This window comes from Daejeonella sp., assembly GCF_036405355.1.
Taxonomy (GTDB): Bacteria; Bacteroidota; Bacteroidia; order Sphingobacteriales; family Sphingobacteriaceae; genus Daejeonella.
In genome coordinates this window covers 22,249-48,831 of record NZ_DASWXT010000100.1, presented here as the reverse complement: position 1 = coordinate 48,831, position 26,583 = coordinate 22,249, and the positions used below count along the sequence as shown (strand labels likewise).

Annotated in this window: 21 protein-coding genes; 5 read left to right on the top strand and 16 right to left on the bottom strand. The window is 39.3% G+C overall.

Annotated elements, in window-relative coordinates; translation table 11 throughout:
* Positions 1-45: 45 nt before the first annotated feature.
* Positions 46-528 (bottom strand): YdeI/OmpD-associated family protein, encoded by a 483-nt coding sequence (locus VGE44_RS12355; protein WP_331079479.1) that lies wholly within the window; start codon positions 526-528, stop codon positions 46-48.
* Between the two features lie 94 nt (positions 529-622).
* On the opposite strand from VGE44_RS12355, the gene guaA reads away from it, so the two are divergent.
* The 3 genes from guaA to VGE44_RS12340 are packed head-to-tail and all read left to right on the top strand — an operon-like array spanning position 623 to position 4,519.
* Positions 623-2,152, top strand: a complete 1,530-nt coding sequence (guaA, locus tag VGE44_RS12350) for a glutamine-hydrolyzing GMP synthase (RefSeq protein ID WP_331079477.1) — start codon at positions 623-625, stop codon at positions 2,150-2,152.
* Positions 2,109-3,350: an ABC transporter substrate-binding protein gene (locus VGE44_RS12345; protein WP_331079475.1), complete on the top strand. Its 1,242-nt coding sequence runs from the start codon at positions 2,109-2,111 to the stop codon at positions 3,348-3,350. The genes guaA and VGE44_RS12345 overlap by 44 nt, the downstream gene beginning before the upstream one ends.
* Entirely contained in the window at positions 3,347-4,519 is a 1,173-nt protein-coding gene (locus tag VGE44_RS12340) for an RsmB/NOP family class I SAM-dependent RNA methyltransferase (RefSeq protein ID WP_331079473.1), read from the top strand. The genes VGE44_RS12345 and VGE44_RS12340 overlap by 4 nt, the downstream gene beginning before the upstream one ends.
* A gap of 24 nt (positions 4,520-4,543) precedes the next feature.
* On the opposite strand, the gene VGE44_RS12335 is transcribed toward VGE44_RS12340, so the two are convergent.
* The 3 genes from VGE44_RS12335 to VGE44_RS12325 form a co-directional block, all read right to left on the bottom strand.
* Positions 4,544-5,119, bottom strand: coding sequence for a MarC family protein (locus tag VGE44_RS12335; RefSeq protein WP_331079471.1), 576 nt, complete (start codon positions 5,117-5,119; stop codon positions 4,544-4,546).
* Between the two features lie 95 nt (positions 5,120-5,214).
* Positions 5,215-6,690 carry an amino acid permease gene (locus tag VGE44_RS12330; RefSeq protein ID WP_331079469.1) on the bottom strand — a complete coding sequence of 492 codons (1,476 nt, stop codon included), beginning with the start codon at positions 6,688-6,690 and terminating at the stop codon, positions 5,215-5,217.
* Between the two features lie 202 nt (positions 6,691-6,892).
* Positions 6,893-9,127 (bottom strand): sodium-translocating pyrophosphatase, encoded by a 2,235-nt coding sequence (locus tag VGE44_RS12325; protein WP_331079467.1) that lies wholly within the window; start codon positions 9,125-9,127, stop codon positions 6,893-6,895.
* A 286-nt stretch (positions 9,128-9,413) separates the two neighbouring features.
* On the opposite strand from VGE44_RS12325, the gene VGE44_RS12320 reads away from it, so the two are divergent.
* Positions 9,414-10,832: an APC family permease gene (locus VGE44_RS12320; RefSeq protein ID WP_331079465.1), complete on the top strand. Its 1,419-nt coding sequence runs from the start codon at positions 9,414-9,416 to the stop codon at positions 10,830-10,832.
* Positions 10,833-10,980: 148 nt separating this feature from the next.
* A complete protein-coding gene (locus VGE44_RS12315; protein ID WP_331079463.1) occupies positions 10,981-11,733 on the top strand; it encodes a glucose 1-dehydrogenase in 753 nt (250 codons plus the stop codon).
* Between the two features lie 22 nt (positions 11,734-11,755).
* Here the strand turns inward: VGE44_RS12315 and VGE44_RS12310 are convergent, their stop codons facing one another.
* The 12 genes from VGE44_RS12310 to cmk form a co-directional block, all read right to left on the bottom strand.
* A complete protein-coding gene (locus tag VGE44_RS12310) occupies positions 11,756-12,595 on the bottom strand; it encodes an energy transducer TonB (RefSeq protein ID WP_331079461.1) in 840 nt (279 codons plus the stop codon).
* 99 nt (positions 12,596-12,694) lie between these two features.
* Entirely contained in the window at positions 12,695-14,050 is a 1,356-nt protein-coding gene (locus tag VGE44_RS12305) for a folylpolyglutamate synthase/dihydrofolate synthase family protein (protein ID WP_331079459.1), read from the bottom strand.
* A 27-nt stretch (positions 14,051-14,077) separates the two neighbouring features.
* A complete protein-coding gene (locus VGE44_RS12300) occupies positions 14,078-14,899 on the bottom strand; it encodes an energy transducer TonB (RefSeq protein ID WP_331079457.1) in 822 nt (273 codons plus the stop codon).
* Positions 14,896-15,294, bottom strand: coding sequence for an ExbD/TolR family protein (locus tag VGE44_RS12295; RefSeq protein ID WP_324485345.1), 399 nt, complete (start codon positions 15,292-15,294; stop codon positions 14,896-14,898). The genes VGE44_RS12300 and VGE44_RS12295 overlap by 4 nt, the downstream gene beginning before the upstream one ends.
* A complete protein-coding gene (locus tag VGE44_RS12290) occupies positions 15,291-15,989 on the bottom strand; it encodes a MotA/TolQ/ExbB proton channel family protein (RefSeq protein ID WP_331079453.1) in 699 nt (232 codons plus the stop codon). Before VGE44_RS12290 ends, VGE44_RS12295 begins: the two co-directional genes overlap by 4 nt.
* 2 nt (positions 15,990-15,991) lie before the next feature.
* Complete coding sequence (locus tag VGE44_RS12285) at positions 15,992-17,062, bottom strand: SPOR domain-containing protein (RefSeq protein ID WP_331079451.1); 1,071 nt, start codon at positions 17,060-17,062, stop codon at positions 15,992-15,994.
* 45 nt (positions 17,063-17,107) lie between these two features.
* Positions 17,108-18,790, bottom strand: coding sequence for a TonB-dependent receptor (locus tag VGE44_RS12280; protein ID WP_331079449.1), 1,683 nt, complete (start codon positions 18,788-18,790; stop codon positions 17,108-17,110).
* On the bottom strand, positions 18,790-21,822 hold the full coding sequence (locus VGE44_RS12275; RefSeq protein ID WP_331079447.1) for a tetratricopeptide repeat protein: 3,033 nt from the start codon (positions 21,820-21,822) through the stop codon (positions 18,790-18,792). The genes VGE44_RS12280 and VGE44_RS12275 overlap by 1 nt, the downstream gene beginning before the upstream one ends.
* 156 nt (positions 21,823-21,978) lie before the next feature.
* Positions 21,979-22,920 (bottom strand): aspartate carbamoyltransferase catalytic subunit, encoded by a 942-nt coding sequence (locus tag VGE44_RS12270; protein WP_331079445.1) that lies wholly within the window; start codon positions 22,918-22,920, stop codon positions 21,979-21,981.
* Positions 22,920-23,462, bottom strand: coding sequence for a bifunctional pyr operon transcriptional regulator/uracil phosphoribosyltransferase PyrR (gene pyrR / locus VGE44_RS12265; protein ID WP_331079443.1), 543 nt, complete (start codon positions 23,460-23,462; stop codon positions 22,920-22,922). Before pyrR ends, VGE44_RS12270 begins: the two co-directional genes overlap by 1 nt.
* A gap of 219 nt (positions 23,463-23,681) precedes the next feature.
* The gene (gene rpsA, locus VGE44_RS12260) at positions 23,682-25,688 is read right to left on the bottom strand and encodes a 30S ribosomal protein S1 (protein ID WP_331079441.1); all 2,007 of its coding nucleotides are present in this window, start codon (positions 25,686-25,688) and stop codon (positions 23,682-23,684) included.
* Between the two features lie 187 nt (positions 25,689-25,875).
* Positions 25,876-26,565: a (d)CMP kinase gene (gene cmk, locus VGE44_RS12255; RefSeq protein WP_331079493.1), complete on the bottom strand. Its 690-nt coding sequence runs from the start codon at positions 26,563-26,565 to the stop codon at positions 25,876-25,878.
* Positions 26,566-26,583 lie beyond the last annotated feature (18 nt).

Below are 26,583 nucleotides of genomic sequence, written 5' to 3'. Positions count from 1 at the left end.
TCCAAGCAAAAACCTGTCCATTCTCTGTTTCCTTTTCCCGATTTTCTATCCACTAAATCTTTCTTTCAGCTTCTCCGCAATCTCAAAACTCCTTTTGATACGGGTTTCGATCGATTTCGCTTGTCTGATATAGTAGATATAACCCCGCTTTCCACCATCTTTGAGCGCTAAAAATGCCTGGTAAGCGAATTCGTCCTGAGCCAGAACTTCACTGAATTCTTCTGGAAGATCCAGCCCATTGCCAGGGTCAGAACGTATTGACATATTAAACGCCGGACCAATTAAAAGATTATTCTCTCTGATCAGTTTCAGGCTTGCAATTACCACATAACGGCCATGCCGGGGAACCAGTGCACAGGGGAACTCAGGTTTATCACCGATTCTGCATAAAATGCGAACTGGGCCCTTGCCACTGATAAACTGTTCGGAAACCTCGTCAGGAATGATAATGACATGGTGTACCATAGGTCCGTCAACATGTTCTAAATGAGCAAAAAAAGAAACAACAGGGGATGGTGGCCTAATCATGCAGCTAATTTATCAATTTAATTACATTGGACATAAATGAACTAAAAGCTTAGATAATACTTTCAGCCTCTGTACAAAAAAGTTATCTTTGCCCATGCAAGAAAAAATCATCATTCTTGACTTCGGGTCGCAATACACACAGCTTATTGCCCGGAGAGTCAGAGAGCTAAACGTATACTGCGAGATACACCCATTCAATCATCTTCCGGAATTTGACACTTCAGTTAAGGGTGTTATTCTTTCGGGTAGTCCGTATTCTGTAAGGCAGGCTGATGCGCCGCAGATCAATTATCAGAATTTGCAGGAAAAATTTCCGATTCTTGGAGTATGTTATGGTGCTCAATATATAGCACAAACATCGGGTGGTGAAGTAAAGGCCTCCTCAACACGTGAATATGGAAGAGCATGTCTCGATTATATCGATCATACTCATCCGCTGTTTAAAAATATTTCCAAGGGTTCTCAAACCTGGATGTCTCATGCCGATACCATTGCTTCGATTCCTGATAATTTTGAAATTATCGCGAGCACTGATTCAGTTAAGGTAGCGGCTTATCATATCAAAAATACCAATGTTTACGGGATTCAATTCCACCCGGAAGTAACTCATAGTACCGACGGGAAGCAGCTTCTTGAAAATTTTCTGGTAGATATTTGTGGTTGTAGCCAGGACTGGACCCCGGATGCATTCATAGAAACTACAATTGCTTCATTAAAAGAGAAAATAGGTGATGATAAAGTGATTTTAGGCCTTTCCGGTGGAGTTGATTCATCTGTTGCCGCCGTTTTACTTCATCAGGCGATTGGAAAAAATCTGCATTGCATATTTGTTGATAATGGTTTGTTACGTAAAGATGAATTTGATCAGGTACTGGATTCATATCAGCATATGGGTCTGAATGTACGCGGTGTAAGAGCCGGGGATCGATTCCTGAGCCAGCTCGCCGGCATCAAAGACCCTGAAGCTAAAAGAAAGACCATTGGTCGTGTTTTCATTGAGGTATTTGATGATGCTGCTCATGAAGTGCAGGATGTAAAATGGCTCGGACAGGGTACAATTTATCCTGATGTGATTGAATCGGTGTCTGTAAAGGGGCCTTCCGCAACCATTAAGTCCCATCATAATGTAGGCGGTTTACCTGATTTCATGAAGCTTAAGGTAGTTGAACCATTAAATACCTTATTTAAAGATGAAGTGAGGAGAGTAGGTAAAACCTTAGGAATGGACGCAACTCTTTTGGGCAGGCATCCTTTCCCCGGACCGGGTCTTGCGATTCGTATTCTTGATGATATCACCCCAGAAAAAGTGGAAATTCTTCAGGAAGCTGATGCCATTTATATCAGCAATTTAAAATCTTCTGGCTGGTATGATAAGGTGTGGCAGGCTGGTGCAATCTTTTTGCCGGTACAATCAGTTGGTGTGATGGGTGATGAGCGTACATACGAGCATGTAATCTGTTTGAGGGCAGTAAGTTCTGTGGATGGTATGACTGCCGATTGGAGCCATTTACCTTATGATCTTCTGGCTAAAATTTCGAATGAAATAATTAATAACGTAAAAGGAATTAACAGAGTTGTGTATGATATTAGTTCCAAACCACCCGCAACGATTGAGTGGGAATAGTTATCTTATCGTAATATGCATGCTGATTTTTCTTTCAGCATGCTCAAAAAAAGTTATTCCCACAAAACCGGCTGAAAAACCTGTACCGGTCGAAATAATTACGCCAAAGGTTGAAGAGCCAGTCAAAAAGAATATTGATCACTCAATTGTACTTCTGCTGCCTTTTCAGCTGAATACGCTTAATCTTAAAACATCCCGTAAAAGTGACCTGAGTAAGGCTGATCTGGCAATAGATTTTTATCAGGGTTTTAAGCTCGGACTTGATTCGCTCAGCGCCGGAGGACATAATTACAATCTGCAGGTATTTGATACCCGGAATCAGGAGACTCAAATAGTAAACCTTGCGATGTCCGGATCTGTCAAAAACCAGGATCTGATCGTTGGGCCCGTATTCCCGGATGGCATCAAGACATTTTCGGAATTTTCGGAACTGGGTAAAGCCCTTCAGGTTTCGCCCCTTGCGGCATCAATGCCTTCAGAATTTAATGACCCTGATCTCGTAAGCATTAATAATTCGATTGATCAGCATGGAAGGAAAATTGCCGAATTTATCAGCAGCCAGTATAAACCTGAACTGGTTCAGCTCATTTTGATCAATACCCAAAGAACTGAGGACGCGCGGTTTTCGAATTACATCAAGAGATCACTTATCGAATTATCTGGTTCTCAATTTCGTATAATAGAACGCCCTAATGCGATTGGAATTGAAGGGTATCTGAGCACCACTAAAAACAACCTGATTATAATTACTTCATCCGAGAGGGTATTTTTACTGCCTGCCATTGACAAACTATATAAATTAAGAAATCAGAAATATAGGATTGAGCTTTTTGGACATCCGAACTGGATAAAGGCCAGGTATCTTAGCCCTGAGAAGATGCAGGCATTGAATACCCGTATTACTGCGTCCTATTTAGTGAATTATAAGGCTCAGAATGTGAAAAACTTTGTTGCCAGATACCGTGATGAATTTGGATTGGAACCATCAGAATATTCCTTTAAAGGATTTGATACTGCATATTATTTTGGTTCCTTGATCGAAAAGTATGACAAGCAGTATGCAGATTATCTGGTTAAGGAGATTTATACAGGACTCCATAATGAGTTTCATTTTGTGAAAGACCCTAAATATGGTTACAGGAATACTGGTTTAATGCTTTTAAGATATCAGAATTTTGAATTACAGCCTGTAAAATGAGAGCAGAGCAGCAATTAAGGACTTTTATGCGGGTTTTTGAGAAATTTCCGGCAGATAAACCTCTTGCCAAATTTCTTCCTGAATTCTTTAAAAGGAATAAACAAATGGGCTCCAATGATCGTCGTTCAGCTTCGAGGTTATTATACAATTATTTCAGACTTGGAAGGGCTGTAGCTGACAAGTCGGTAGAACAGCGTTTATTTCTTGCGGAGTTTCTTTGCACATCAGTTGATAACCCTTTTCTGCATCATTTTCGTCCCGATTTGAATGAGAAGATATATCTCTCATCTGATGAGAAGATAAACTATGCTTCATTAAATGAAGGATTGGCTATGGAAGAAGTATTTCCATTTACAGAACATTTGTCTGATGGAATTGATAAGGAGGCCTTTCTGCGTTCATTTTTTGTTCAACCCGATCTCTTTATCAGAATACATCCAAAGGCTGTTTCCTGGGTGCTAAAAACACTTGAGGAGAGTAATGTTGACTTCAGTTTGATTGCTGAGCACACGGTAGCTCTGCCAAATGGAACGAATCTGAATACCCTGTTTCCTGATAATAGCTTTCCGGTGAAGCCATATGAAGTACAGGATTTGTCTTCTCAAAAAACAGCAGTTTATTTCAAACCTAACCGGTATGAGCATTGGTGGGATGCCTGTGCAGCTTCGGGAGGCAAGTCTTTATTATTGTTTTCAGAGCAGCCCGATATTAAACTTCTGGTTTCTGATATTCGTGAGAGTGTTTTAGATAATCTGGATGAGCGTTTTATTGCTGCAGGGCTCAGGACCTATCAAAAGAAACTGATCGATCTGACAAAGAATGCAGACCCTGAAATTCATCATTATGAATTTGACGGAATCATTCTGGATGCACCATGCACAGGCTCAGGAACCTGGGGCAGAACTCCTGAAATGATCAGTCAGTTTGAGGAGTATAAGATCCGGGGTTTTCAGAATCTTCAAATGACTATCGCCGCTAATGTAATCAGGTACCTGAAGCAGGGGAAGCCGCTGATTTATATTACTTGTTCAGTTTTCAGAGAGGAGAATGAAGAAATAATTATCTGGCTTCAAAAAAATCATGGGATGCAGCTTGAGGGCTTTGAGCTAATTAAAGGTTACGAGAACAAAGCAGATACAATGTTTGTTGCACGATTAATCAAAAATTAAATCAGATCTTAAAATTAAAACAGCTTAAAGACCGGTATTATTTCTGAAAAGCTTGATCGCAATAGCCAAAAGAATTATCCCGAATGCTTTACGCATGATATTCAATCCGGTTTTACCAAGAAGTTTTTCGAGATAAATCGTGTTTTTCAGAACGATGTAAACAAAACAAATATTCAGAATTATACCCACGATTATATTTTGAGTTGCATATTCAGATTTTAGTGATAGGAGAGTTGTCAGTGTTCCTGAACCTGCAATCAATGGAAATGCCAGAGGGACGATTGATGCACTTTCAGGTACATCTTCATCTTCCCTGAAAAAATTGATTCCTAAAATCATTTCCATCGCAATAATAAAAATGACCACAGAACCTGCTATAGCAAATGAAGAAATATCAAGGCCAATAATTTTCAGCATTTCATCTCCGACAAAAAGGAATAATATCATAATCAGTAGAGCCACAATAGAAGCCTTTTCCGACTGAATATGGCCAACCTTATTTCTTAGTGAGATCACAACCGGAATGGAGCCGAGAATATCTATGATCGCAAATAAGATCATAGTTACTGAGAGAATCTGCTTGTAGTTGAAATTTTCCATCGCTGTAATTTGCTGGTACTGGTTATTTAAAAATAGGTATAAAGCAAAAAGGTTTCAGAAAATTCCGAAACCTTTTTACTATTCAGTTGATTTGATTATTCTTTGTCTTTTTCAACAATTTTTCCATCCCTTAACTCACGAACTTTACTGTGTTTTTTGCCATATATGAAATAAATGATTACACCCAACCCCATCCAAATAAATAAGCGGATCCAGCTTTCTGTAGGTAAAGAATACATCAGATAAAGACATACAAGGATACCCATTACCGGTACAAAGGGTACAAATGGAGTTTTGAAGGGGCGAACTGCATCGGGTAATGATTTACGCAATACCATAATTCCTATACATACCAGTGTGAAGGCGAATAATGTACCTATACTTACCATATGTCCAAGGTCAGAAACCGGAACAAGACCTGCAAAAAGACTCACAAAAACAAGGAAGAATAAATTAGTCTTCCATGGAGTCCGGAATTTAGGATGAACTGCAGCAAAGAACTTTGGCAGCAGGCCGTCTTTAGCCATAGTATAAAATACCCTGGATTGCCCCATCAGCATTACCAATATAACGGAGGTATAACCGGCCAGAATCGCAATAATTAACGCATCCTGCAGGAAAGTGTATCCTGTCATTGCAAAAGCTGTAGCAGCTGGTTTTGCATCACCTGCGAAGTCTTTGTAATTGACAAGTCCTGTCATAACATGGGCAAACAGGACATAGAGTATAGTACAAACAATTAGTGAACCCAGAATTCCAATAGGCATTCCTTTTTGCGGATTTTTTGCCTCCTGTGCTGCTGTTGAAACTGCGTCGAATCCAATAAAGGCGAAAAATACTACGGCTGCCCCGGTTGAAATACCCGTCCATCCGAAATTTTCAAATTTACCTGTGTTTTCAGGGATATAAGGGACATAATTTTCAGGATTGATATGACTCCAGCCTAAAGTAATGAACATTAATACCACTGCAACTTTAAGAATAACAAGCACATTGTTCATTGTTGCTGATTCCTGAGTTCCTCTGATTAAAACCAGTGATAATACGCATACAATAAAAATTGCCGGAAGATTGATCAGTCCTCCTTCAATAACAGTTCCATCTCCGAGTTTCATTGTTTCCCATGGTGATACGATGAATTCATGTGGTAGATTGATATTGTATTTATGCAGCAATTCAAGCAGGTATCTCGACCAGCTTACGGCAACGGTAGCAGCACCTAAGGCATATTCCAGAACAAGGTCCCATCCAATGATCCAGGCCATAAATTCACCCATTGTTGCGTAAGAATAGGTATAAGCGCTACCTGCAACTGGTATCATAGAAGCAAACTCAGCATAGCATAAACCCGCAAATGCACAGGCAAATGCTGCAAGAGCAAATGAAATGGTTACTGCCGGTCCTGCATTCTCTGCCGCAGCTATTCCTGTTAATGAAAATAGGCCGGCACCAATAATTGCGCCAATTCCAAGCGCAATCAGGTTAACACTACTTAGTGAACGTTTTAATGTGCCTGCACCCGTTTCATTGGATTCGAACATTAACTGTTCAATGGATTTTTTGTGGAACATATGAATTGGTTTAGTTTATATTTTATATGGCTTGTGGTTTTAGGGATTTCAAACGTAATTAATTTAATCGGAATTATGAAACCTGTATATGAATGGCTGAATGTACTCAGAATCATTTATATACAGGTTTAACCAATCTTATTAAACCAAAAAAGCAGAAGAAATTTAATAAAACTCCTTCTGCTTTTTTTTGTTTTTTTAATTATCTGCTGATTGTATCAGTTTTGTTAATTAAAGTGTCCGTAACAGTATTACCTGACTGGTCAACAATATTGATGATCTTCATTTCTTTTCTGACCTCAACCTTAACCTGATGTGAAGTGCCGGCTGAAATATGCGGGGCAATGATCAGTGAAACAATTGACATCAGTTTAATCAGAATGTTCATTGAGGGACCGGATGTATCCTTGAAAGGATCTCCAACTGTATCACCGGTAACAGAGGCTTTATGCGGTTCCGATTTTTTGTAATACATCTCACCATTAATTTCAACACCTGCTTCGAATGATTTCTTTGCGTTATCCCATGCACCACCTGCATTCGATTGGAACATACCCATCAGAACACCTGAAACAGTAACACCTGCCAGTAATCCACCTAACACTTCTGGTCCGAAAGTAAAACCAATGATGATTGGAACAATCAAAGCAATAGCTCCCGGAAGCATCATCTCACGAATTGATGCTTTAGTGGATATGGCCACGCATTTTTCATATTCTGGCTTTGCTTTGTACTCCATAATTCCCGGAATCTCACGGAACTGTCTTCTAACTTCGTTTACCATATCCATAGCGGCTCTACCCACAGCTGAGATACAAAGTGCTGAGAAGATAAATGGAATCATACCTCCAACAAATAAACCTGCAAGAACGTCTGCTTTGTATATATCAATATGATCGATACCTGCAACCCCAACGAATGCGGCAAATAGAGCAAGTGAGGTCAGTGCGGCTGATGCAATTGCAAAACCTTTACCTGTAGCTGCAGTTGTATTACCAACAGCATCCAGATTATCGGTGCGCTCTCTAACTTCCGGTGGCAGACCGCTCATCTCAGCAATACCACCCGCATTATCAGCAATCGGTCCGAATGCATCAATTGATAATTGCATTGCTGTAGTAGCCATCATTCCTGCTGCTGCAATTGCAACACCATAGAAACCTGCAAAGTAGAAAGAGCCATAAATACCTCCGGCAAGTACCAGAATTGGCAATACTGTTGATTCCATTCCTACAGATAGTCCTGCAATAATGTTAGTAGCATGACCAGTTGACGACTGACGAATGATACTCAATACAGGGCGCTTACCCATTGCAGTATAATACTCAGTGATTAAGCTCATCAAGGTTCCTACGACCAATCCTACAATGATTGCGTAAAAAACATCCATTTTACTGAATTCGAAACCACGGATAATCATATTCTCAGGAAGCATCCAGTTCACTGCAAAAAAGGAAACAATCGCAGTTAAGACGATTGATGACCAGTTACCCATATTGAGCGCATTTTGAACACTGTCGGTTTCTTTGCTGATTTTCACAAACGCAGTTGCTACAATTGATAAAATAAGTCCGAGACCGGCAATGAGCATAGGTAATAGGATAGGAGCAATTCCACCAAAATTATCAACTGAGGTAATTTCACGGCCCAGGATCATTGTTGCAAGAATAGTGGCAACATAAGATCCGAAAAGATCGGCACCCATACCTGCTACGTCACCTACGTTATCACCTACGTTATCGGCAATGGTAGCCGGGTTACGTACGTCATCTTCAGGAATACCTGCTTCAACTTTACCTACAAGGTCAGCACCAACATCAGCAGCTTTGGTATATATACCACCACCAACACGGGCGAAAAGTGCAATTGACTCAGCACCCAGCGAAAAGCCGGCTAAAACCTCAAGTGCTTTTTCCATTTCCTTGCCGTTAACACTTGCTCCGGTGTTAATTACATATATCTGATAAAATACAATGAATAAACTTCCTAATCCAAGTACAGCAAGTCCGGCAACACCAATACCCATTACACTTCCACCTGTAAATGAAACCTTTAAAGCGCTTGCCAGACTAGTTCTGGCTGCTTGTGTGGTTCGAACGTTTGCTTTAGTTGCAATATTCATTCCGATGTATCCTGCAAGAGCAGATGTAAATGCACCTATGATGAATGAAATAGAGATAACCCAACTTGATGTTTCAACCAGGGTGCCTGAATAAGCTAATAAGATGGCTGCAATTGCAGAGAAATATCCTAACACTTTCCATTCGGCTTTCAGAAAGGCCATGGCACCATCTGCAATATATCCTGAAAGTCTTTGCATGTTTTCATCTCCGGCATCCTGCTTAGTAACCCATGCCGATTTAATGGCCATTACTATAATACCGAAAACACCCATTGCAGGTATTAAATAAATTAAATTGTTTTGTAAAAACTCCATAGAAATCTCTATTTATTATTGATATTTTTTCTTTTACGAACGGCAAAAATAGCAGGCTTATTCTATTAATCAAATACAGAAATTCATAATGTTATGATATTCAGCAGGATTTATCATTCATTATTTATACAGGTGCTGATTATGAGGTAGTTATGTGTATTATTTATTTATAATTATTATGGTTTTTTTTTGTGTTTTTTTAGAATATTTTCATTTGAGCTAAATTAATTGATTATGAGGTATTTTTTTAGTGTAAGTTTATTCTTAAATCAAAATTCTAATTCGTATGAATGAAGCATTAGAGCAAAATGAAATGAAGCGTGAGCTTGGTCTGCTGGATGCAACCTTATTGGTTGCAGGAAGTATGATCGGATCAGGTATTTTTATTGTAACTGCTGATATAACACGAAATGTGGGTTCTGCGGGATGGCTTATTGTCGTATGGCTGATCACCGGTTTGATGACCTTGATTGCCGCTGTAAGCTATGGGGAGTTAAGTTCTATGTTTCCTAAAGCAGGAGGACAATATGTTTATCTGAAGGAAGCTTATAATCCGCTGGTTGGCTTTTTGTATGGATGGAGTTTTTTTGCAGTGATTCAAACCGGTACTATCGCTGCCGTTGGGGTTGCCTTTTCAAAATTCACTGCCTATCTATGGCCTGCTGTAAGTGAAGATATCGTTTTATTTAATCTTGGCTCTATTACAGTCTCTCCAGCACAAGTATTGGCAATCGGGATTATAATTTTGCTGACTTATATAAATACTAAAGGGGTTAAGGGAGGTAAAATTATTCAGACTTCCTTTACACTGACGAAACTTGTGAGTTTATTTGGTTTGATCATTTTCGGTTTCATCATGCTCAAGCCTGATATTTGGGAAGCTAATTGGGCGAATGCCTGGAGTATGCAAAAATTGAATGTTGACGGAACATTTGAATCGTATACCCTTGTGGCTGCTTTAGGTGCTGTTGCTGCAGCCATGGTGGGCTCTATTTTCAGCAGTGATGCCTGGAATAATATCACCTTTATTGCCGGTGAGGTGAAAAATCCAAAGCGGAATATCGGACTCAGCTTATTTTTGGGTACCCTGATTGTTACTGTTATTTACGTTCTTGCGAATTTGGTTTATATGGCGGTTTTGCCATTACAGGAGATCGCTACAGCTGATAAGGACAGGGTTGCTGTTGCAGCTTCAAGTGTAATATTTGGTAATATAGGTACTGTAATTATTGCATTGATGATCATGGTGTCCACGTTTGGATGTAATAACGGATTAATTCTTGCCGGGGCCAGAGTTTACCATACCATGGCCAACGATGGTCTGTTTTTTAAGAAGACTGCATCACTAAATAAACATGCCGTACCTGAATTCGGTTTGTGGCTGCAATGTCTGGTTGCATCAGCACTTTGTCTGAGCGGCAGGTATGGGGATCTACTGGATATGATCTCTTTTGTAGTGGTCATATTTTATGTTCTGACTATTATTGGCATTTATATTTTAAGGGCAAAACGTCCGGATGCTGAGAGGCCATATAAAGCGTTTGGATATCCCCTCCTTCCCGCTGTCTACATTGTTATGGGAATCTGTTTTTGTACTCTGCTAATTATTTACAAGCCTAATTTTACATGGCCCGGTCTGATCGTAGTATTAACCGGTGTTCCTGTTTATTATATGTGGAAAGCTTTTGATAAGAAAGGGGCATAAATATCTGCTGGCTTAAAATATCTGATTTCAGGATAATAGCACCTGTTTACCGGGCATATGTGATCAATATTCTTAAATCAGATGATTTTGGTCATGTTCCTGATTTTTGATTTTTCGGATATTTGTATCATTCTAAAAATCATTTACTATGGGAAGTTTGAAAGATAAAGTTGCAATTATTACCGGATCAGGATCGGGTATAGGAAGGGCAACAGCAATTTTGTATGCCAGAGAAGGTGCCAAAGTGGTTGTTTCTGATATAAATGAAGAACATGGTAATGCAGTTGTTGCGGAGATCAGTAAAGCAGGGGGGCAGGCATTTTTTATAAAGGCAGATACCAGCAAGGCGGAAGACAACCATAATCTGGTTGAACAGACAGTTGTTAAGTACGGTGCATTACATATTGCAGTTAACAATGCTGGCATTGGCGGGCCACTAAGTACTGTTGCTGATTATCCCATTGATGGCTGGCAAAAGGTGATTGATACAAATCTGTCCGGAGTTTTTTACGGGCTGAAATATCAGATTCCAGCTATGCTGAAGTCGGGTGGAGGTAGTGTAGTCAATATTGCATCAATTCTTGGTGCTGCAGGTACCAAATTTTCACCGGCCTATGTAGCAGCCAAGCATGGTGTTGTTGGTTTAACAAAGGCCGCTGCCCTTGAATATGCAGATCAGAAAATTCGTGTTAATTCAGTTGGGCCGGGTTATATTAAAACACCTATGGTTATGAATGCCTTGGATGAAACCACTCTTAATGTGATAAAAGGGATGCACCCAATTGGCAGATTGGGAGAATCAGAAGAAATCGCAGAGCTTATTCTTTGGTTAGGGTCCGATAAGTCTTCCTTCGTTACGGGGGCATACTATCCAATTGATGGTGGTTATCTGGCACAGTAAATCGATTACGAAAAATATTGAGTTAAGGCAAGCTGAAATTAATGGGTAGTGTATAGGCTACCCTCACTTTTTGCTTGTTTTGAATTCCTGGTTTCCATTCCGGAGATTTTTCAAGAACTCTGATTGCTTCTTCATCACATCCATATCCAATGCCACGAAGGATTTTAATGTTTGAAAGCCTGCCGTTTTTTTCAATAATGAAACTTATCAGAACTTTTCCCTCAATTCCTTTTTCAACTGCAATTCCAGGGTATTTTAAGTTCCTGCTCAGAAATTTGATAAATGCTGAATGACCACCTGGAAATTCAGGATAGTTTTCAATGCCGTCCAAGGTATGGAGTTCCATGTTTTCAGCTGCTGAAGCTGGGTTTCCTATTATGGCAGGACTAGTTTCCTGAATGTCAATTGTGTTTAAATTTAAACTCTCTTCTCCATTACTACTTGTTGTACTGATAACAGCCTCATTCAACTGCTCTTTTGTAGGAATATCAGATTCTGCCTGATTTTCAGGAACTACATTCATTTTTGCATACTGAATACTTTTATGCTGAATAGGTTTAGATGGAGCTTTTGTTATTGGCTTTGTCGCAGGTTTTACCTCTTTAATTCTGGAAAGAAGGTTTACTTCTATGATCTTTATCTGTTCATTATACCCTGCGACCGAATTAGTTTTGGATAACACATGAATGAGCCATGGCGTAATTACCAGAATAGAGAAGAATCCGGCAGCATAAATGAAAGCTTTAACCGTAGTTGCGGCATTGTTCTTTCTCAATTCATAAGCACCATAGGCCTTATTGCGATCTTTGAATACAAGATCCAGCCACTGGTTCTTGTATAAATTTTGAGTGAAACTTATCATCAGCTTTGAGTTTATATCTTATTGATGATAAAATATTGAAGAATCCATAATCAGGACCTTATTTATTGGAGCTGGATTCCTAGGGATTTATGCGAATGGTTAAACTACCTCTGCGACCACAAACGTACTGCCGCCAACAAAGATCAGATCATTCTTTCCGGCAGATTTTTTTGCTGCCTCAAGAGCATCACCTACAGAAGAATAATATTCACCATGCAAATTATAAGCGCTGGCCTCATCCCTCAGCTCAATTGCCGGCTTTGCCCTGGGTAAATCGGGTTGACAAAAGTAATATCTGGCCTTTTCAGGAAGCATTTTCAAAATTCCGGAACTGTCCTTATCACGAAGCATTCCGATAACTATATGAAGGCTGTCAAAAGAGCTCTCTTCAATGTTTTTCAACACTTCTCTGATCCCGTCTTCATTGTGTCCGGTATCACAGATAACTAAAGGAGCTTCCTGCAACATCTGCCAGCGTCCCATTAGTCCTGTTAAAGCCTTTACCTGCCTAAGGGCTTCAATAATATCCTGATCGGATATTCTATAACCCAATTCCCTTAATTGCTTTACAGCGCTTAAAACACCCCCAAGATTTTTTAACTGGTAGGTTCCTGTCAGGTCTAATTCAATGGCAGGAAAGCTGAAACAGGCTGGAATTGTATTTTTTTTCTGACTGATATCTACTTTTAAAAATTCAGGTGAATTTGGTTGAGATTTACTCTTTTTTATTAACCATTCTTCACTTGCAAATATGATTTTCGATTGCTGCTCTGCTGCCTTTTTGATAAAAACATCTGCTACTTCATCCTGTTTCTGACTGATGATTACAGGTACTCCCTTTTTTATGATCCCGGCTTTCTCTCCGGCAATCAGAGGCAGGGTATTACCCAGGATATTCATGTGGTCGAAAGCGATATTACTGATCAGGGAAAGCTCAGGATGGATTACGTTGGTTGAGTCCAGTCTTCCGCCTAATCCTACCTCAATAATTGCAATATCTACTTCATTGACAGCAAAATGGTGGAATGCCATCGCAACAGTAACTTCAAAAAAGGATGGCTCAAGATTTTCTATAAAATCATAATTTTCATTTACAAATCCCAGAACTTCCCGTTCTGAGATCATTTCGCCATTGATACGGATCCGTTCCCTGAAGTCTTTAAGGTGCGGAGAGGTGTATAAACCGGTTGTATAACCGGCTGTTTGAAGGATTGCCGCGAGCATATGTGATGAAGAGCCTTTTCCATTGGTTCCACCAATATGTATTGATTTAAATTTATTCTGTGGTTCAGAAAGATGGCTGCAAAATTTTTCGGTATTGATCAGATCTGCCTTTATTGCATCAGCACCCAGACGCGAAAACATTGGGAGACGGGAATATAAATAGGAAATCACGTCTGCGTAAGAATCAAAGGATTCTTCGGGCTTGGGATTATCAGAGGTATTTTCAGGCATATGCATTGATCAGCCTATATAATAGACTTATTTTACCTTGAAATTGAACATTACCACCCCAATTTGCACCTCAGGTGCTGATTCAAGCTTATTTAATGAAGATCCAATGACCGCCTGGCGGCATTTCTCCCAGATTTCCTTATCAGATAAGGTGGTACCTTTAACTCCGGGAATTGCGTTTACAACAACCCCATTTTTATCTACAAAAATCCGTACAGCTACCCGGCCATATTTCTGTCCGCTATCTTTGGGTGGTGTCAGATTAGTGAATCTCCGGCTCTTAAGATCAAGGCTGTAAGGGCCATTGCCTGAGCCTCCTTCACCATAATCGGGCGACAATGGATCGCCGTTAGTACTTCCCTGATTTCCTGCAACTGTGCCAGTTCCATCGCCTTTACCCAATCCGTCATTTTTTTTGCCTTTGTATAGGGCATTTTGATTAACTACAGGTTTATTTTCTTTCGCAGGAGTAGTGATAGCGGGAGCCTTAGCACTACTCTTTTCCTTTGTTATCACCTCAGGGGCATCTTCATTATCCTGGGTAGCAATTGTTTTGTCTGAAACTTCTGAATTAGATTCGTTTGAAGTGGTATTCTCCATGATAACCTTATCAGGTGAAGTACTGTTAGCATCAGGAGAGGTAGAGGGCTCTTCAACGCTCATGTAATCATCCCCCATGCCGAATTCGGAAGTCCCATAATTCACTATTATTCCTCCAGTACCAGTATCCGGCTCAACACGACTGGCAACAATAAAATAGCTAATCACCAAAAAAGCAAGCATTATACCGGTAGAAATGGCATATGCTTTCGGGTAATTATTTTCTTCCTGTCGGCGGTATTCTATCATTTTTTTGTTTCTGTAGCTAAAACAAGTTTTACCTTCAGTTTATTTGCAATATCCGTCAATTCGATCACATTTTCAATGGCTATTGTACGATCGGCGTATAATATGATGGTTAAGTCAGGAGCTGCCTTTTGATAGACTTCTATGCTTTGCAGCAGATTTGCTGCATCAACCTGTTTTTTTTCAACATAATATTCAAGGTCCTTAGTTATTGAAACATTGATCGTTTTCTGTGGAATGGATTGCCCGGAACTGGATCTTGGTAAAAATAACTTAACCACATTGGGATTGGCTACAGCAGAAGCCAGCAGAAAGAACAGCAACAGGAAGAACATGATGTCGTTCAATGCTGATGTGTGAACCTCAACGTTCCCTCTTTGTCTTTTTCTTAAATTCATTTGCCAGGTTCCTCCAACAAGTCAATAAATTCAATGGCATCAGTCTCCATTTTCAGGATAATCCGGTCTACCATAATATTCAATATATGATACAGCACGTAGGCAATAATACCGATAATCAGTCCGGTGGCCGATGTGATCATTTTAACATAAAGACCACCTGAAATGGTTCCAATCTCAATTATTCCCTTTACAGAGACCTCATGAAAGATGGTAATTACACCAATAATTGTACCAACGAAACCGAGCATTGGTGCAATTCCGGCAATGATACCAAGTATGCTTATATTTTTTTCCAGTTTCGATACCTCGAGTTTACCAACATTTTCGATGGCACCTTCAATATCTTTAATCGGCCTTCCGATACGCAGCAAACCCTTCTCAAGCATTCTTCCTAAGGGGGTGTTGCTGTTTCTGCAAATGGCCAGTGCAGAATCAAGTTTGGCAGATTTAACACTCTGCTTAACCTGTAGCATAAGATTCATTTCATCTTTTGAGGCCTTACGGATGGTTAAATAACGTTCCACAAAAATGACCAGACCCATGAAGGCCAGAAGTGCGAGCGGCAACATTACCCAGCCGCCTTTAAACAGGAGCTCAATGAATCTCAATTCTTCACCGGTTGGCATTGTTTGAATGGTAGAAGCTGCGGTATCAGCTACGGGATTTAAAGTGTCAATTTGCAGTAGTAACATTCTTATTGATTTATTAACGGTTTAACCCTGGCTATCCAGGCATCTTTATTTATCTCTTTTTGAATACGATTAAGCTCAAGGGTAGCCGCCTCTTCCTCAGTAAATGTCCCAAGGCTAATCTTGAGCATCTTTCCGGGTAAATTCTCTACTATCTTTGCTTTAATACCTTTTGAATTCATCTCCTTGATATACGTTTCAGCATCAATTTTTCTAGAGAATGCAGCTACTATTATTTCGTAGCTAATGTCCTGCTTAGCTGCCGGAACTTTTTCCTCAAGTGATGGATCTACCGGTTTCGAATCCAAGTTTGCATTGGTTTCTTCCTGTATCTCTTCCTTTTTGGTCCTGATGCTATCAAGCGGGTCAGAAATACTATCAGTTGATGCTACTGAAGCAGCAGTTGTATCGATAATGGGTTCAATTACCGCCGCAGGTTTAACTTTAGGTGATAGTATATCCTTTACAAAATGATTGAAACTCTTGTCAAAATAGAATAAGGCAAGAAGGGACGCAATAATTGCGAGGATGCTAATCACAAGAATCGGTATAAGCCGGGCTTTAGGTGCTTCTTCAAATAGTTCCTGTTCAGGTTCTTCACTTTCAACCTGGAATTTACTTTCAGCAGGCTCTGCTTCTAAATCTTTTTTTGGTAGGGATACAACGGTTATATTATGCTCAGGAATTGGTTTTAAACCATAAAATTTATCAGCAATACCAAAACTATCTGAAGGCTTAAAAGTCAGTTGGTCGTTTATTTTGTAAAGGCTTCCAAGATGATTAATTTCAACTGCATCAGACCCATTTAATACATTAAGGATAGTTTCGGTGAATTTTTTGATCAGTTCTTCAGATGAAGAAATACTAAGATTTCTCTTCCTGCTGATATATTCACTCAAACCTGAAAAGCTGAAAACATCTTTTTTGAAAGATAAATGATGGGATGGCGGATAAAATAAATTACTATGCTTATCAAATGAACCGGCAACTCTCTCTTTAAAAAAAGTACCTAAACCAGCGACGCTTACTTCATCCTGCTCACCTAACAATTCTGCGATGTAAAGTCCGATCTCCATTGATGGGTAAAGTTAATTTTTAATTTTCATTAGCCAAAAAATGCATCAGAACGCATAATTTAATCCTCCAAGAATATTCATGCCCAGTTTTGGATAATACAGAAATCTTTGATAGGATTGGCCGGTAAGATTATTGGCCCGTATATAAACTCCGAATTTTTGATTCACCTTATATTCTGCACCCGCACTCAGGTCAATAAATCCATTTATACTTTTGGATGTAAATGTTCCCGGGCTTGCGCCATTTATTCTGCCATAAACTTCCTCCTGAAATAAAGCCTCAGCATCAATGATCACTTTCCGGTTTATCTGAAATCTCGCGTTTGACATCAGGCGGAGTTTTGGCTTAAACCATGCTTCCTGCTCTGCAGCAAGAGTATAATCAAATAGTTGAGCCCTGGCAGTCATATTCAGAAATTCTGATGCTTTTACATTTATTTCACCTTCAAGGCCTAGAATTTTACTTTGACCGTTATCGTAAATGGTTTCGAATCTATTTATGAGCGCCGGACTATTTACAAATAATTGAAGATCCTCCATTGTTTTGTACCAGGCCATTATTTTATAACCGAATTCAGCACTGGCATTTCCTTTTACACCGCCATACACATTCATTTTCTCCAGAGAATTTTTTATCGCAATATTCTTATTCAAATAAGGATTTTCAAAGGCAAGCTCTCTCAAACTTGTCTTTAAAACATCACCGTTAATACCTGCAAATATGGTAGCATATCCCTCAATTATTGGAAGTTCAGCAGAGACTGCAGGGAAAATATTGAGCCTCGATTGGGTCCCGAATTCCTGTACAATATTTACTCCAAGATCCAGGTTAAAGCCACTTGCCTTAAGTTTTATGTAGGGATTGGCTCGAAGAATATTGTTTCCTACCTTATATGCAAGGTCTTTTGTAGAGGTCATATCTACTGAAGCGTTTACACCAAGGTTAGATTGTTTTACAGATTTATTCAGGGAGGCTCGTAGCAAAACTGAATTTTCGCGTGCATCATCAATATTACTGAATTGGTAGGCATTGATATTGGCAGAGTAATTGACCGTTGAAGATTCAGAATAGTTGTTTGCTATCTCAGCTTCTGCACCAATTGTACTGAAGCGTTGTTTACTCATATCGGCAGGGATCGAAGAAGCCGGGTCAAAACCATAAAAGTTAGTTGCATTTCTGTCGTAGATCAATCTTCCACTAAGTGAATAGTCATCAGCTATTGATCTTCCAAACAAGCCGAATTCCTGTTTCGAGAATTGCTGCATACTTAGATTGCCTTTCTGTGAAAGGTGTTTAAAAAATGCTCCGCCTTGCAAGGCTTCATCCCTGCCTGTATTGATATAGACCTCACCCAAGGCAGTATTGAAATTTCCCGCACCAACTTTTGCATAGTTATTAACCAAAACAACTACTGGCTCATCTGCCATTTTCTGTGCCTGTAACTCTTTAATATTGGTATTTAAATCAAGTTTTTTATCGATGATATTATAGGTAAGCACCGGTTTAAATGCCGCCACTGTATTCATATCCGGATTCCTTCTGATTTTAACAGCATCAGCAAGGACAGGTTTATACGGCCTGACAACCTCAATTTCTTCAATAAGGGTTCCACCGGCAGGCGGCTGCTGAGCCGGGGGAGTCTGATCTTTTTTATCCTGCGCACTGCTCAGTACCGATAAACTAAATAGGCTTAATAACAGAGTATATTTAAATGTATTTGTATTCATTATTTAGTGCGTTTATTCAGTAAATCCAACTTTTCTGTAGCCAGGGTCAGAATATCATCTTCCTTATTCTCATAATTTTCAATGATACTTTGCAGGGTGCTTTTTGCCTGAAAAATATCCTTCATTGCTACATAATTATCAGCAATCAGGATATAGGTCTTTGCAACCCAATAGTCATGGGATGGCATTTTATTTGTCAGATCAAATGCAGTAGCCAGTGATTTTTTGTATTCGCGTTTCTTATACTGGAGTTCTGCCATGATATATTTCGCCTCAGCACCTGTAACAGTTTGGGTACTATCTACAATGGCTTCTATCTCTTTTATAGCCTGAATAGTATCACCGATTGCCAGATTCGCTTTGCCGGCGTATAAACCTGCTCTGAAAATATCTTCTTCCGATGATTTTTCAGATTCTCGTATGAATTTGACGTATTTAAGAGTTTCATCAGGCAAATTCATGCTCGCATAGGCTTCCATCAGGTGGTTAACTGCGAAATTGTAATTTGACTTGTATTCTGAAGTTAATTCAAGTTTTTTAAGATGCACAATAGCTTCATTATACTTTTTCTGTGCGATGTAAATTTTGGCAATGCTCATCAATGCCCTTTCGGTATAATCGCTTGTCCAGTCGTTCAGGATATATTCATAATCAGGAATAGCTTCATCCGGGCGTTTCAGCCGTACCAGACTTTCAGCCCTAATGAATTTAGCGTGTTTATCATGTACAGCTTTCGGGAATTTATCAAAGTAGGCATTAACCGACTCAAAAGTACCCTGATAATCGCCGTTTAGAAAGCGGTTGTTTGCTGCCTGGAAGGTAATGTTGTCCTGTTCATAAGAACTCAGGTTTCCAATACTTGTGCTGTTTGCGTAATCCAGAAATCCTGCTGCATCTGATCTTTGCAGATAAATGTTCTTAATCGACTCAAGTGCCAGTTTCGCTTCATCAGTGGTTGAGTATTCACTAATAACACGTTTAAAGGTAACCAAGGCAGATTCCTCCTGATCCTGATTCAACTCCACCAGGCCTATTGTGAATAATGCTCTTGGAACATAACTGCTTCGCGGGTATTTTTCTATTAGGGCACTAAGATCAGTTTTGGCAATTTCGTAATCGCCTTTGATAAAATAGGTATATGCAATTTCAAATCCGGCATCATCCGAATAATTGGATTTTGGAAATTGCTGCAATAATGATTGATGAGTAGCAATTTTTAGGTCATTCTGGCCTTGCAGGCCCTGAATCATGCCCCGCTGAAACATCGCATAATCCTCGCTCGAAGTTTTGTAGGAAATGATCCGGTCATAATAACCCAAAGCATCACCGTAATCCTTTAATACAAAATAGGAGTCTGCCAGTCGGAGCACAGCATCATTGATCGTATTGATATCTTTTTCATTCCCCTGAAGAAAGCGCTTGAAGTAAGTAGCAGCTTTTCTATAACTTTCATGTTCAAATGCGGCGTATGCCAGCGCGTAATGAGCAAAATTGTACACATCCGTCTTTTTTGCTGCCGGAAGATTCATGAACTTTTCAAAATTATCAACAGACTCTCCAAATTTCCTGACTTCATACATTGCTTCTGCAAGCCAGTAAGTTGAAAGTGCGTGAATCTCATTATCAACCACATTGGTATTTGAGCGCATAAACATGGAAATCCCGTTTTGAAAGGCCCGTTCGTTATAATATTCAAGTCCACGGAAATAAGTAACTTTCTGATAAACAGAATTGGCCTCCTTGTTCCTGTTCGGAATGCTCTCAAGAATATCGATTGCATCTTTGTAATTTTTGGTGGTGAGCAGGATTTCGCCAAGAAGAATTTTAGCCTCATCCAGTTTATCTGAATAGGAGTATGTTTTAATAAATTGCTGAGTAGCATCTAGTGCAACCTGATGAAAATCAAGCTCATAGGATAGTTTTGCATAATTAAACAGGCCTTCTTCCTGTAATTTTTTATCAAAGCTTAATCTTGAAGCTTTAAAAAAGGCACTTCTGGCACCCTGTTTATTACCGGTCTTTAGAAAAGATTCACCCAGAGCAATCATTCCACTCTGGAAATATTGATCTGTTGTTTCGAGTTTTTCCAGCTCAATAATCGCATTCTTATAGTCTTTTAGTTTAAACCAGGTATAACCAATCTGATAATTATCCTGATTATTCTGGGTTTTGCCCTGATCGTTCTTTTGAAAGCTTCTGTAATAGGCACCTGCATTGGTGTAATCAGACTTCGCAAAAAATGATGCACCTACTATCCGAAAAATTTCTGTTTCGTAAAGTTGTTTCGTAGATTTTAATATGGGAATGGCATAATTAAGCACATCGTCATAACGCTGATCCAGAAAATACATCGCCGAAATATAGTAGGGATAGCTGCTTTCATAAGGCTTTGAACCCTTTAATCTTTCAAACTCAGTTAAAGCAGTTTTGTAATCTTTTTGCAGGTAGCTGATGTAAGCATAATAATAAATAGAAAGCTCATTATAGGTGCTTTTCTCGTTTCTCAGTTCCGCAAATATTGGTTTTGCTTTATCATTGTCTTTGATCTCAAAATAGGAGTAAGCCAGTTTATACCTGTACTCAGAAGATTCTTTTCCTGAAATATTGTTTCCTTCCAGTTTTGTTAACCATTCAATTACTTTAGGATAGTTCTTCTTTGCAAAATAAGATCTCCCTAGATGATAATAAGCAAGCTTTGTATAATTACTAGCGGGGTATTTATCTATAAAGTCAATAAACAGCGATTCTGCGTCGCTATTGTCTAATTCAAGTGCGCATAAGGCAATATAGAACTGAGCATTTTCTTTCAGCAGACTTAAGTCCGGATTGGATTCTGGCCTGGCAGAGCTTGTTTGTTCAAATTGGCCGACACGGCTGAACTGTTGCGATGCTGCGGCGTATTTCCCCTGGTCCAATAATTCTATCCCACCTTTGTAAAACTGATTTATTTCAATCCAGGCGGTATTTTGAGCAAGGAGAGGAGCAGCTAATAATGTAAGGAGGAGAGTGACGATTGCGTATTGTCTGAGCATAAGTAACCAAAATAATTATCGCTAATTTACTCGAAAGGCCTTTAGGCTATTCACATTAGTAATTAACATGTGTTGAAAACAGAGTTATAACGAAAAATAATAACTGATGTTATTATAGACCAAAAAATCTTCAAGATCAGATTAAAAACAATAGAATTATTTGTTTCGCTGGTTTGCCAGCAGATATAATACAGCCATTCGGATAGCTACCCCATTTTCTACCTGGTCGAGTATGATTGACTGTTTACTGTCAGCAACATCGCTGGTGATTTCCACTCCGCGGTTAATCGGTCCGGGATGCATTACGGTAATTTCCTTATCCAGTGAGTTAAGGATTTGTTTATTCAAACCATACATCATCGAGTATTCCCTGAGAGATGGGAAGTATTTTATATCCTGCCGTTCGAGTTGTATACGAAGCATGTTGGCGACATCGCACCAGTTCAGGGCTTTCATAAGATCATGTTCAACCTTTACACCCAGGGTTCCAATATATCTTGGGATCAGAGTGCTCGGGCCGCATACCATTACTTCAGCACCTAATTTTTGAAGGCACAGAATATTTGACAATGCAACTCTTGAATGAAGCACATCACCAATTATTGCTATTTTCTTTCCCCTTACCTCACCATATCGCTCTCTAATTGAAAAGGCGTCCAGAAGTGCTTGAGTTGGATGCTCATGCGCACCATCCCCGGCATTCACGATCTGTGCATCAACATGCTTGCTTAAAAACACCCCAGCACCAGGGTAAGGGTGTCTCATAACAACCATATCAACCTTCATTGACAGAATATTGTTCACGGTGTCGATCAGGGTCTCTCCTTTACTGACAGAGGAGGAGGAAGCAGCGAAATTTACTATATCGGCCGAAAGCCTCTTCTGAGCAAGCTCAAATGAAAGGCGTGTTCGGGTAGAGTTTTCAAAGAAAATATTGGCGATGGTAATATCACGCAGAGAAGGAACCTTTTTTATGGGTCTGTTCAGTACATCCTTAAATGTATCGGCCGTTTCAAATATCAATTCAATATCTCTTGAGGTGAGATCTTTTATCCCCAGCAGGTGTTTAGTGCTTAACGTTTGAATTACTTCTGCCATTATTTTTCTGATAGTAAGATAACTTTGTCCTCATGATCAGTTTCTTTCCAGCTTACGATAACTTTCTGTGAGGCAATGGTGTCAACCTTAATTCCGATATAATCGGCTTCAATTGGCAGGTGTCTTGAAAAACGTCTGTCGACAAGAGTAAGAAGTTCTACTTTTTCCGGTCTTCCAAAGGATTGTAACGCGTCCATCGCTGCCCTTATGGTTCTGCCAGTCCATAATACATCATCGACCAGGATTACCTTTTTACCTTCAATAATAAAATCAATTTCTGTGCTGCTGGGTATCAATAATCCATCTTTGCGACGGAAATCATCCCTGAAAAATGTGATGTCAAGGTTTCCACTTTCAATCCTAACTTTAGGAAGTCTGATTTTTAATTCCTCAACAATACGCTTCGCAAGAAAAATTCCACGCGGTTGAATACCGAGTATGACAGAATTTTCAAAAAGATTGTGATTTTCAATTAACTGATGGCAAAGGCGCTGTATAGTGATCTGGAATTTCGGACCGTCAAGCAAGGTTAGTTTTTGCATCAGTGGTTTAATTTGAGCAAAAATAGGGAAAAAAGATAAAAGCAGAAAGGAATAAGCTAAAAGTTTATGGGTAAGTTTTAGTTGTAAGGAATAAAGTGTGTGGAGATGGAATAATGAATAGGGAATTGAGAGTGGAGACCCGATAGCTATCAGGTGGGAAAATTGATTAAACAAAAAAGCCCCGATTTAAATCGGGGCTTTTAATTTATAGAATTTAGCTTATTCTGCTTTTTCTTCAGAAGCTTCTGCGATTTCAGTACCTGAAGCCGCATCTTCTTCAGTTTTCTTAGCTTTCTTGGCTTTGCTCTCTGCACCTTCCATCTTCTCTTTTAATTGTGCCAATACACCCAGATCACCTAAAGTTGATTTTTCAACTGACTCTTTTACCTTTTTAACGGCAGTAGTAGTTGCTTTAGCTTCTTTCTTTTTAGCGTTGAACTCTTCTTTGCGCTCTTCAGCTTTAGCCTCTTCCCAGATACGGGCATGAGAAACTACAATGCGCTTGGAGTCTTTGTTAAATTCAATGATTCTGAATTCTGCAGTTTCCTCAGCTTTAACTGAACTGCCATCTTCTTTAACCATGTGTTTTGTAGGAGCAAATCCTTCAACACCATATGGCAAAGCGATGATTGCACCTTTATCAGTTACTTTTAACACAGTACCTTCGTGGATAGAATCCAGTGTGAATACAGTTTCAAAAGTTTCCCAAGGATTTTCTTCTAACTGTTTGTGGCCTAAGCTCAGTTTGCGGTTAGCCTCATCAAGTTCTAAAACAACCACATCCAATTCTTCACCTACTTTAGTGAATTCATTAGGGTGATTAACTTTCTTAGACCATGAAAGATCAGAAATATGAATCAATCCGTCGATACCTTCTTCGATTTCAACAAATACCCCAAAATTGGTCATATTCTTAACAACAGCTTTGTGTTTGCTTCCGATAGGGTAGCGTTCACCGATGTTTTTCCATGGATCAGGAGTAAGTTGTTTGATACCAAGGCTCATTTTACGCTCGTTACGATCTAATGTCAATACCTGAGCTTCGACCTCGTCACCAACTTTCAGGAATTCCTGTGGGTTCCGAAGATTTTGAGACCATGACATTTCTGAAACGTGTATCAAACCTTCTACACCCGGAGTGATTTCAAGGAATGCACCGTAATCTGCAACAGTTACGATTCTTCCTTTAACTTTAGATCCGATCTCTAATGCGGTATCTAATGCTTCCCAAGGATGTGGAGTTAATTGTTTTAATCCTAATGCAATACGTTTTTTCTCGTCATCAAAGTCTAAAACAACAACATTGATTTTCTGATCAAGGTTTAATACCTCACGTGGATGCTCTATGCGGCCCCATGAAATATCAGTTATGTGTAATAAACCGTCTACTCCACCAAGGTCAATAAACACACCGAAATCGGTAATGTTTTTAACTGTACCCTCAAGTACTTGTCCTTTTTCCAGTTTCGCAACGATCTCAGTTTTTTGATTTTCTAAATCATCTTCAATCAGCACTTTGTGGGATACTACAACGTTTTTGAATTCATGATTGATTTTAACAACCTTAAATTCCATTGTTTTTCCTACGTAAATATCATAATCACGGATAGGTTTGATGTCAATCTGCGATCCCGGAAGGAAGGCTTCAACACCCATAATGTCCACAATTAATCCACCTTTAGTACGGCTCTTAACAAAACCAGTGATGATCTTGTCCTGATCCAAAGCTTCATTGATTGTTTCCCATGAACGTTGTGTTTTTGCACGTTTACGGGATAATACCAACTGTCCGTTAGCATCTTCCTGTGATTCTACAAATACATCAACTGTGTCACCGATTTTCAAATCAGGTGTATCACGGAATTCAGATAATGACACTAAACCATCAGACTTAAATCCAATGTTTAATACCACATCTTTGTTGTTGATTGATACAACAATTCCCGAGATGATCTCGCCTTTGTTGATCGAGTTGAAAGTTCCGGCATACATTTCTTCAAACTTTTCACGGTCTGCAGCACTATAATTTCCAAAACCTTTGTCATCAGCGTCCCAGTCAAAATCGCCGGAAGGGGTGATGAGTGTTTTTGATTTGATCTCTTCGATCGACACTGAATCAGCTTCTGATTCAATGGTTTCCTTTTGTTTAACCGTAGTGGTTTCTTCGCCCTGGAGTTCCGCTTGTTTAGCAGTCAACTCCTTTTCGGCTTCTAGTTTTTTGGCCATTAATTAATTTATCTCCTTTTTCCGATTATTAAATCGGACTGCAAAGGTAGAAAATAAGATTTTTAATAAAAAACATTTCTATGCTTTATTTTTATTAAGGCTGAGGATATTGGATATTTAAACCTTAAGGATGGCAGGACTCATTAATAATTGCCCTCGAAATCAGGCTTCAAATGAATGAGAACTATTATTCTGTGTTTTTACTGCTTAACAATGGTCTTATATAGGATAAAGCAAATTCCAGCTGCATTTCCTGGTCAATATTTGAATTGTCAAGCACAATTGCATCTGCGGCTTGTATTAATGGGCTTTCCTCCCTTGTGGTATCCTGATGATCGCGGAGGGCAAGATTTGCATATATTTCTTCTAAACTTACTTTTTCTCCCTTAGTAATCAGTTCTTTAAATCGTCGTTCGGCACGAATCTGTGGGTCAGCAGTCATGAAAAATTTCAGTGTGGCATCCGGAAAAACTACTGTGCCTATATCACGGCCATCCATTATTATATTTTTGGATTTACCCATTCTTTGCTGCTGTCTGACCATTGCCGTACGTACAGCTTTGATTGCACTAACCTGGCTCACTTTTTCAGATACAGGCATTTGTCTTATTTCCTCAGAAATATCTTCCTCATTTAAAAAGACAAAAGTTTTTTCATCACGGTATTCAAAGTTAATATGGATATTATCCAGAGCACTTTCTACAGCAAGTGGGTCATTCAGGTCAATTTTATTCCGAAGGAAATAAAGGGTTACTGCACGGTACATAGCACCTGTATCTATGTAGATGAAATGCAGTTTTTTAGCCAGTGCTTTTGCTATTGTACTCTTTCCGCAGGATGAATAACCATCTATGGCTATTACTATGTTTTTGCTCATCCCTGCAAAAATAGAATT

Coding starts and splice junctions, on each gene's coding strand:
- VGE44_RS12315 (WP_331079463.1), top strand. CDS start 10,981: ATGGGAAGTTTGAAAGATAAAGTTGCAATTATTACCGGATCAGGATCG.
- VGE44_RS12345 (WP_331079475.1), top strand. CDS start 2,109: ATGATATTAGTTCCAAACCACCCGCAACGATTGAGTGGGAATAGTTAT.
- VGE44_RS12320 (WP_331079465.1), top strand. CDS start 9,414: ATGAATGAAGCATTAGAGCAAAATGAAATGAAGCGTGAGCTTGGTCTG.
- VGE44_RS12290 (WP_331079453.1), bottom strand. CDS start 15,989: ATGTTACTACTGCAAATTGACACTTTAAATCCCGTAGCTGATACCGCA.
- VGE44_RS12340 (WP_331079473.1), top strand. CDS start 3,347: ATGAGAGCAGAGCAGCAATTAAGGACTTTTATGCGGGTTTTTGAGAAA.
- VGE44_RS12305 (WP_331079459.1), bottom strand. CDS start 14,050: ATGCCTGAAAATACCTCTGATAATCCCAAGCCCGAAGAATCCTTTGAT.
- VGE44_RS12325 (WP_331079467.1), bottom strand. CDS start 9,127: ATGGAGTTTTTACAAAACAATTTAATTTATTTAATACCTGCAATGGGT.
- VGE44_RS12355 (WP_331079479.1), bottom strand. CDS start 528: ATGATTAGGCCACCATCCCCTGTTGTTTCTTTTTTTGCTCATTTAGAA.
- pyrR (WP_331079443.1), bottom strand. CDS start 23,462: ATGCAAAAACTAACCTTGCTTGACGGTCCGAAATTCCAGATCACTATA.
- cmk (WP_331079493.1), bottom strand. CDS start 26,565: ATGAGCAAAAACATAGTAATAGCCATAGATGGTTATTCATCCTGCGGA.
- VGE44_RS12285 (WP_331079451.1), bottom strand. CDS start 17,062: ATGGAGATCGGACTTTACATCGCAGAATTGTTAGGTGAGCAGGATGAA.
- guaA (WP_331079477.1), top strand. CDS start 623: ATGCAAGAAAAAATCATCATTCTTGACTTCGGGTCGCAATACACACAG.
- VGE44_RS12280 (WP_331079449.1), bottom strand. CDS start 18,790: ATGAATACAAATACATTTAAATATACTCTGTTATTAAGCCTATTTAGT.
- VGE44_RS12270 (WP_331079445.1), bottom strand. CDS start 22,920: ATGGCAGAAGTAATTCAAACGTTAAGCACTAAACACCTGCTGGGGATA.
- VGE44_RS12295 (WP_324485345.1), bottom strand. CDS start 15,294: ATGAATTTAAGAAAAAGACAAAGAGGGAACGTTGAGGTTCACACATCA.
- rpsA (WP_331079441.1), bottom strand. CDS start 25,688: ATGGCCAAAAAACTAGAAGCCGAAAAGGAGTTGACTGCTAAACAAGCG.
- VGE44_RS12300 (WP_331079457.1), bottom strand. CDS start 14,899: ATGATAGAATACCGCCGACAGGAAGAAAATAATTACCCGAAAGCATAT.
- VGE44_RS12275 (WP_331079447.1), bottom strand. CDS start 21,822: ATGCTCAGACAATACGCAATCGTCACTCTCCTCCTTACATTATTAGCT.
- VGE44_RS12335 (WP_331079471.1), bottom strand. CDS start 5,119: ATGGAAAATTTCAACTACAAGCAGATTCTCTCAGTAACTATGATCTTA.
- VGE44_RS12310 (WP_331079461.1), bottom strand. CDS start 12,595: ATGATAAGTTTCACTCAAAATTTATACAAGAACCAGTGGCTGGATCTT.
- VGE44_RS12330 (WP_331079469.1), bottom strand. CDS start 6,690: ATGTTCCACAAAAAATCCATTGAACAGTTAATGTTCGAATCCAATGAA.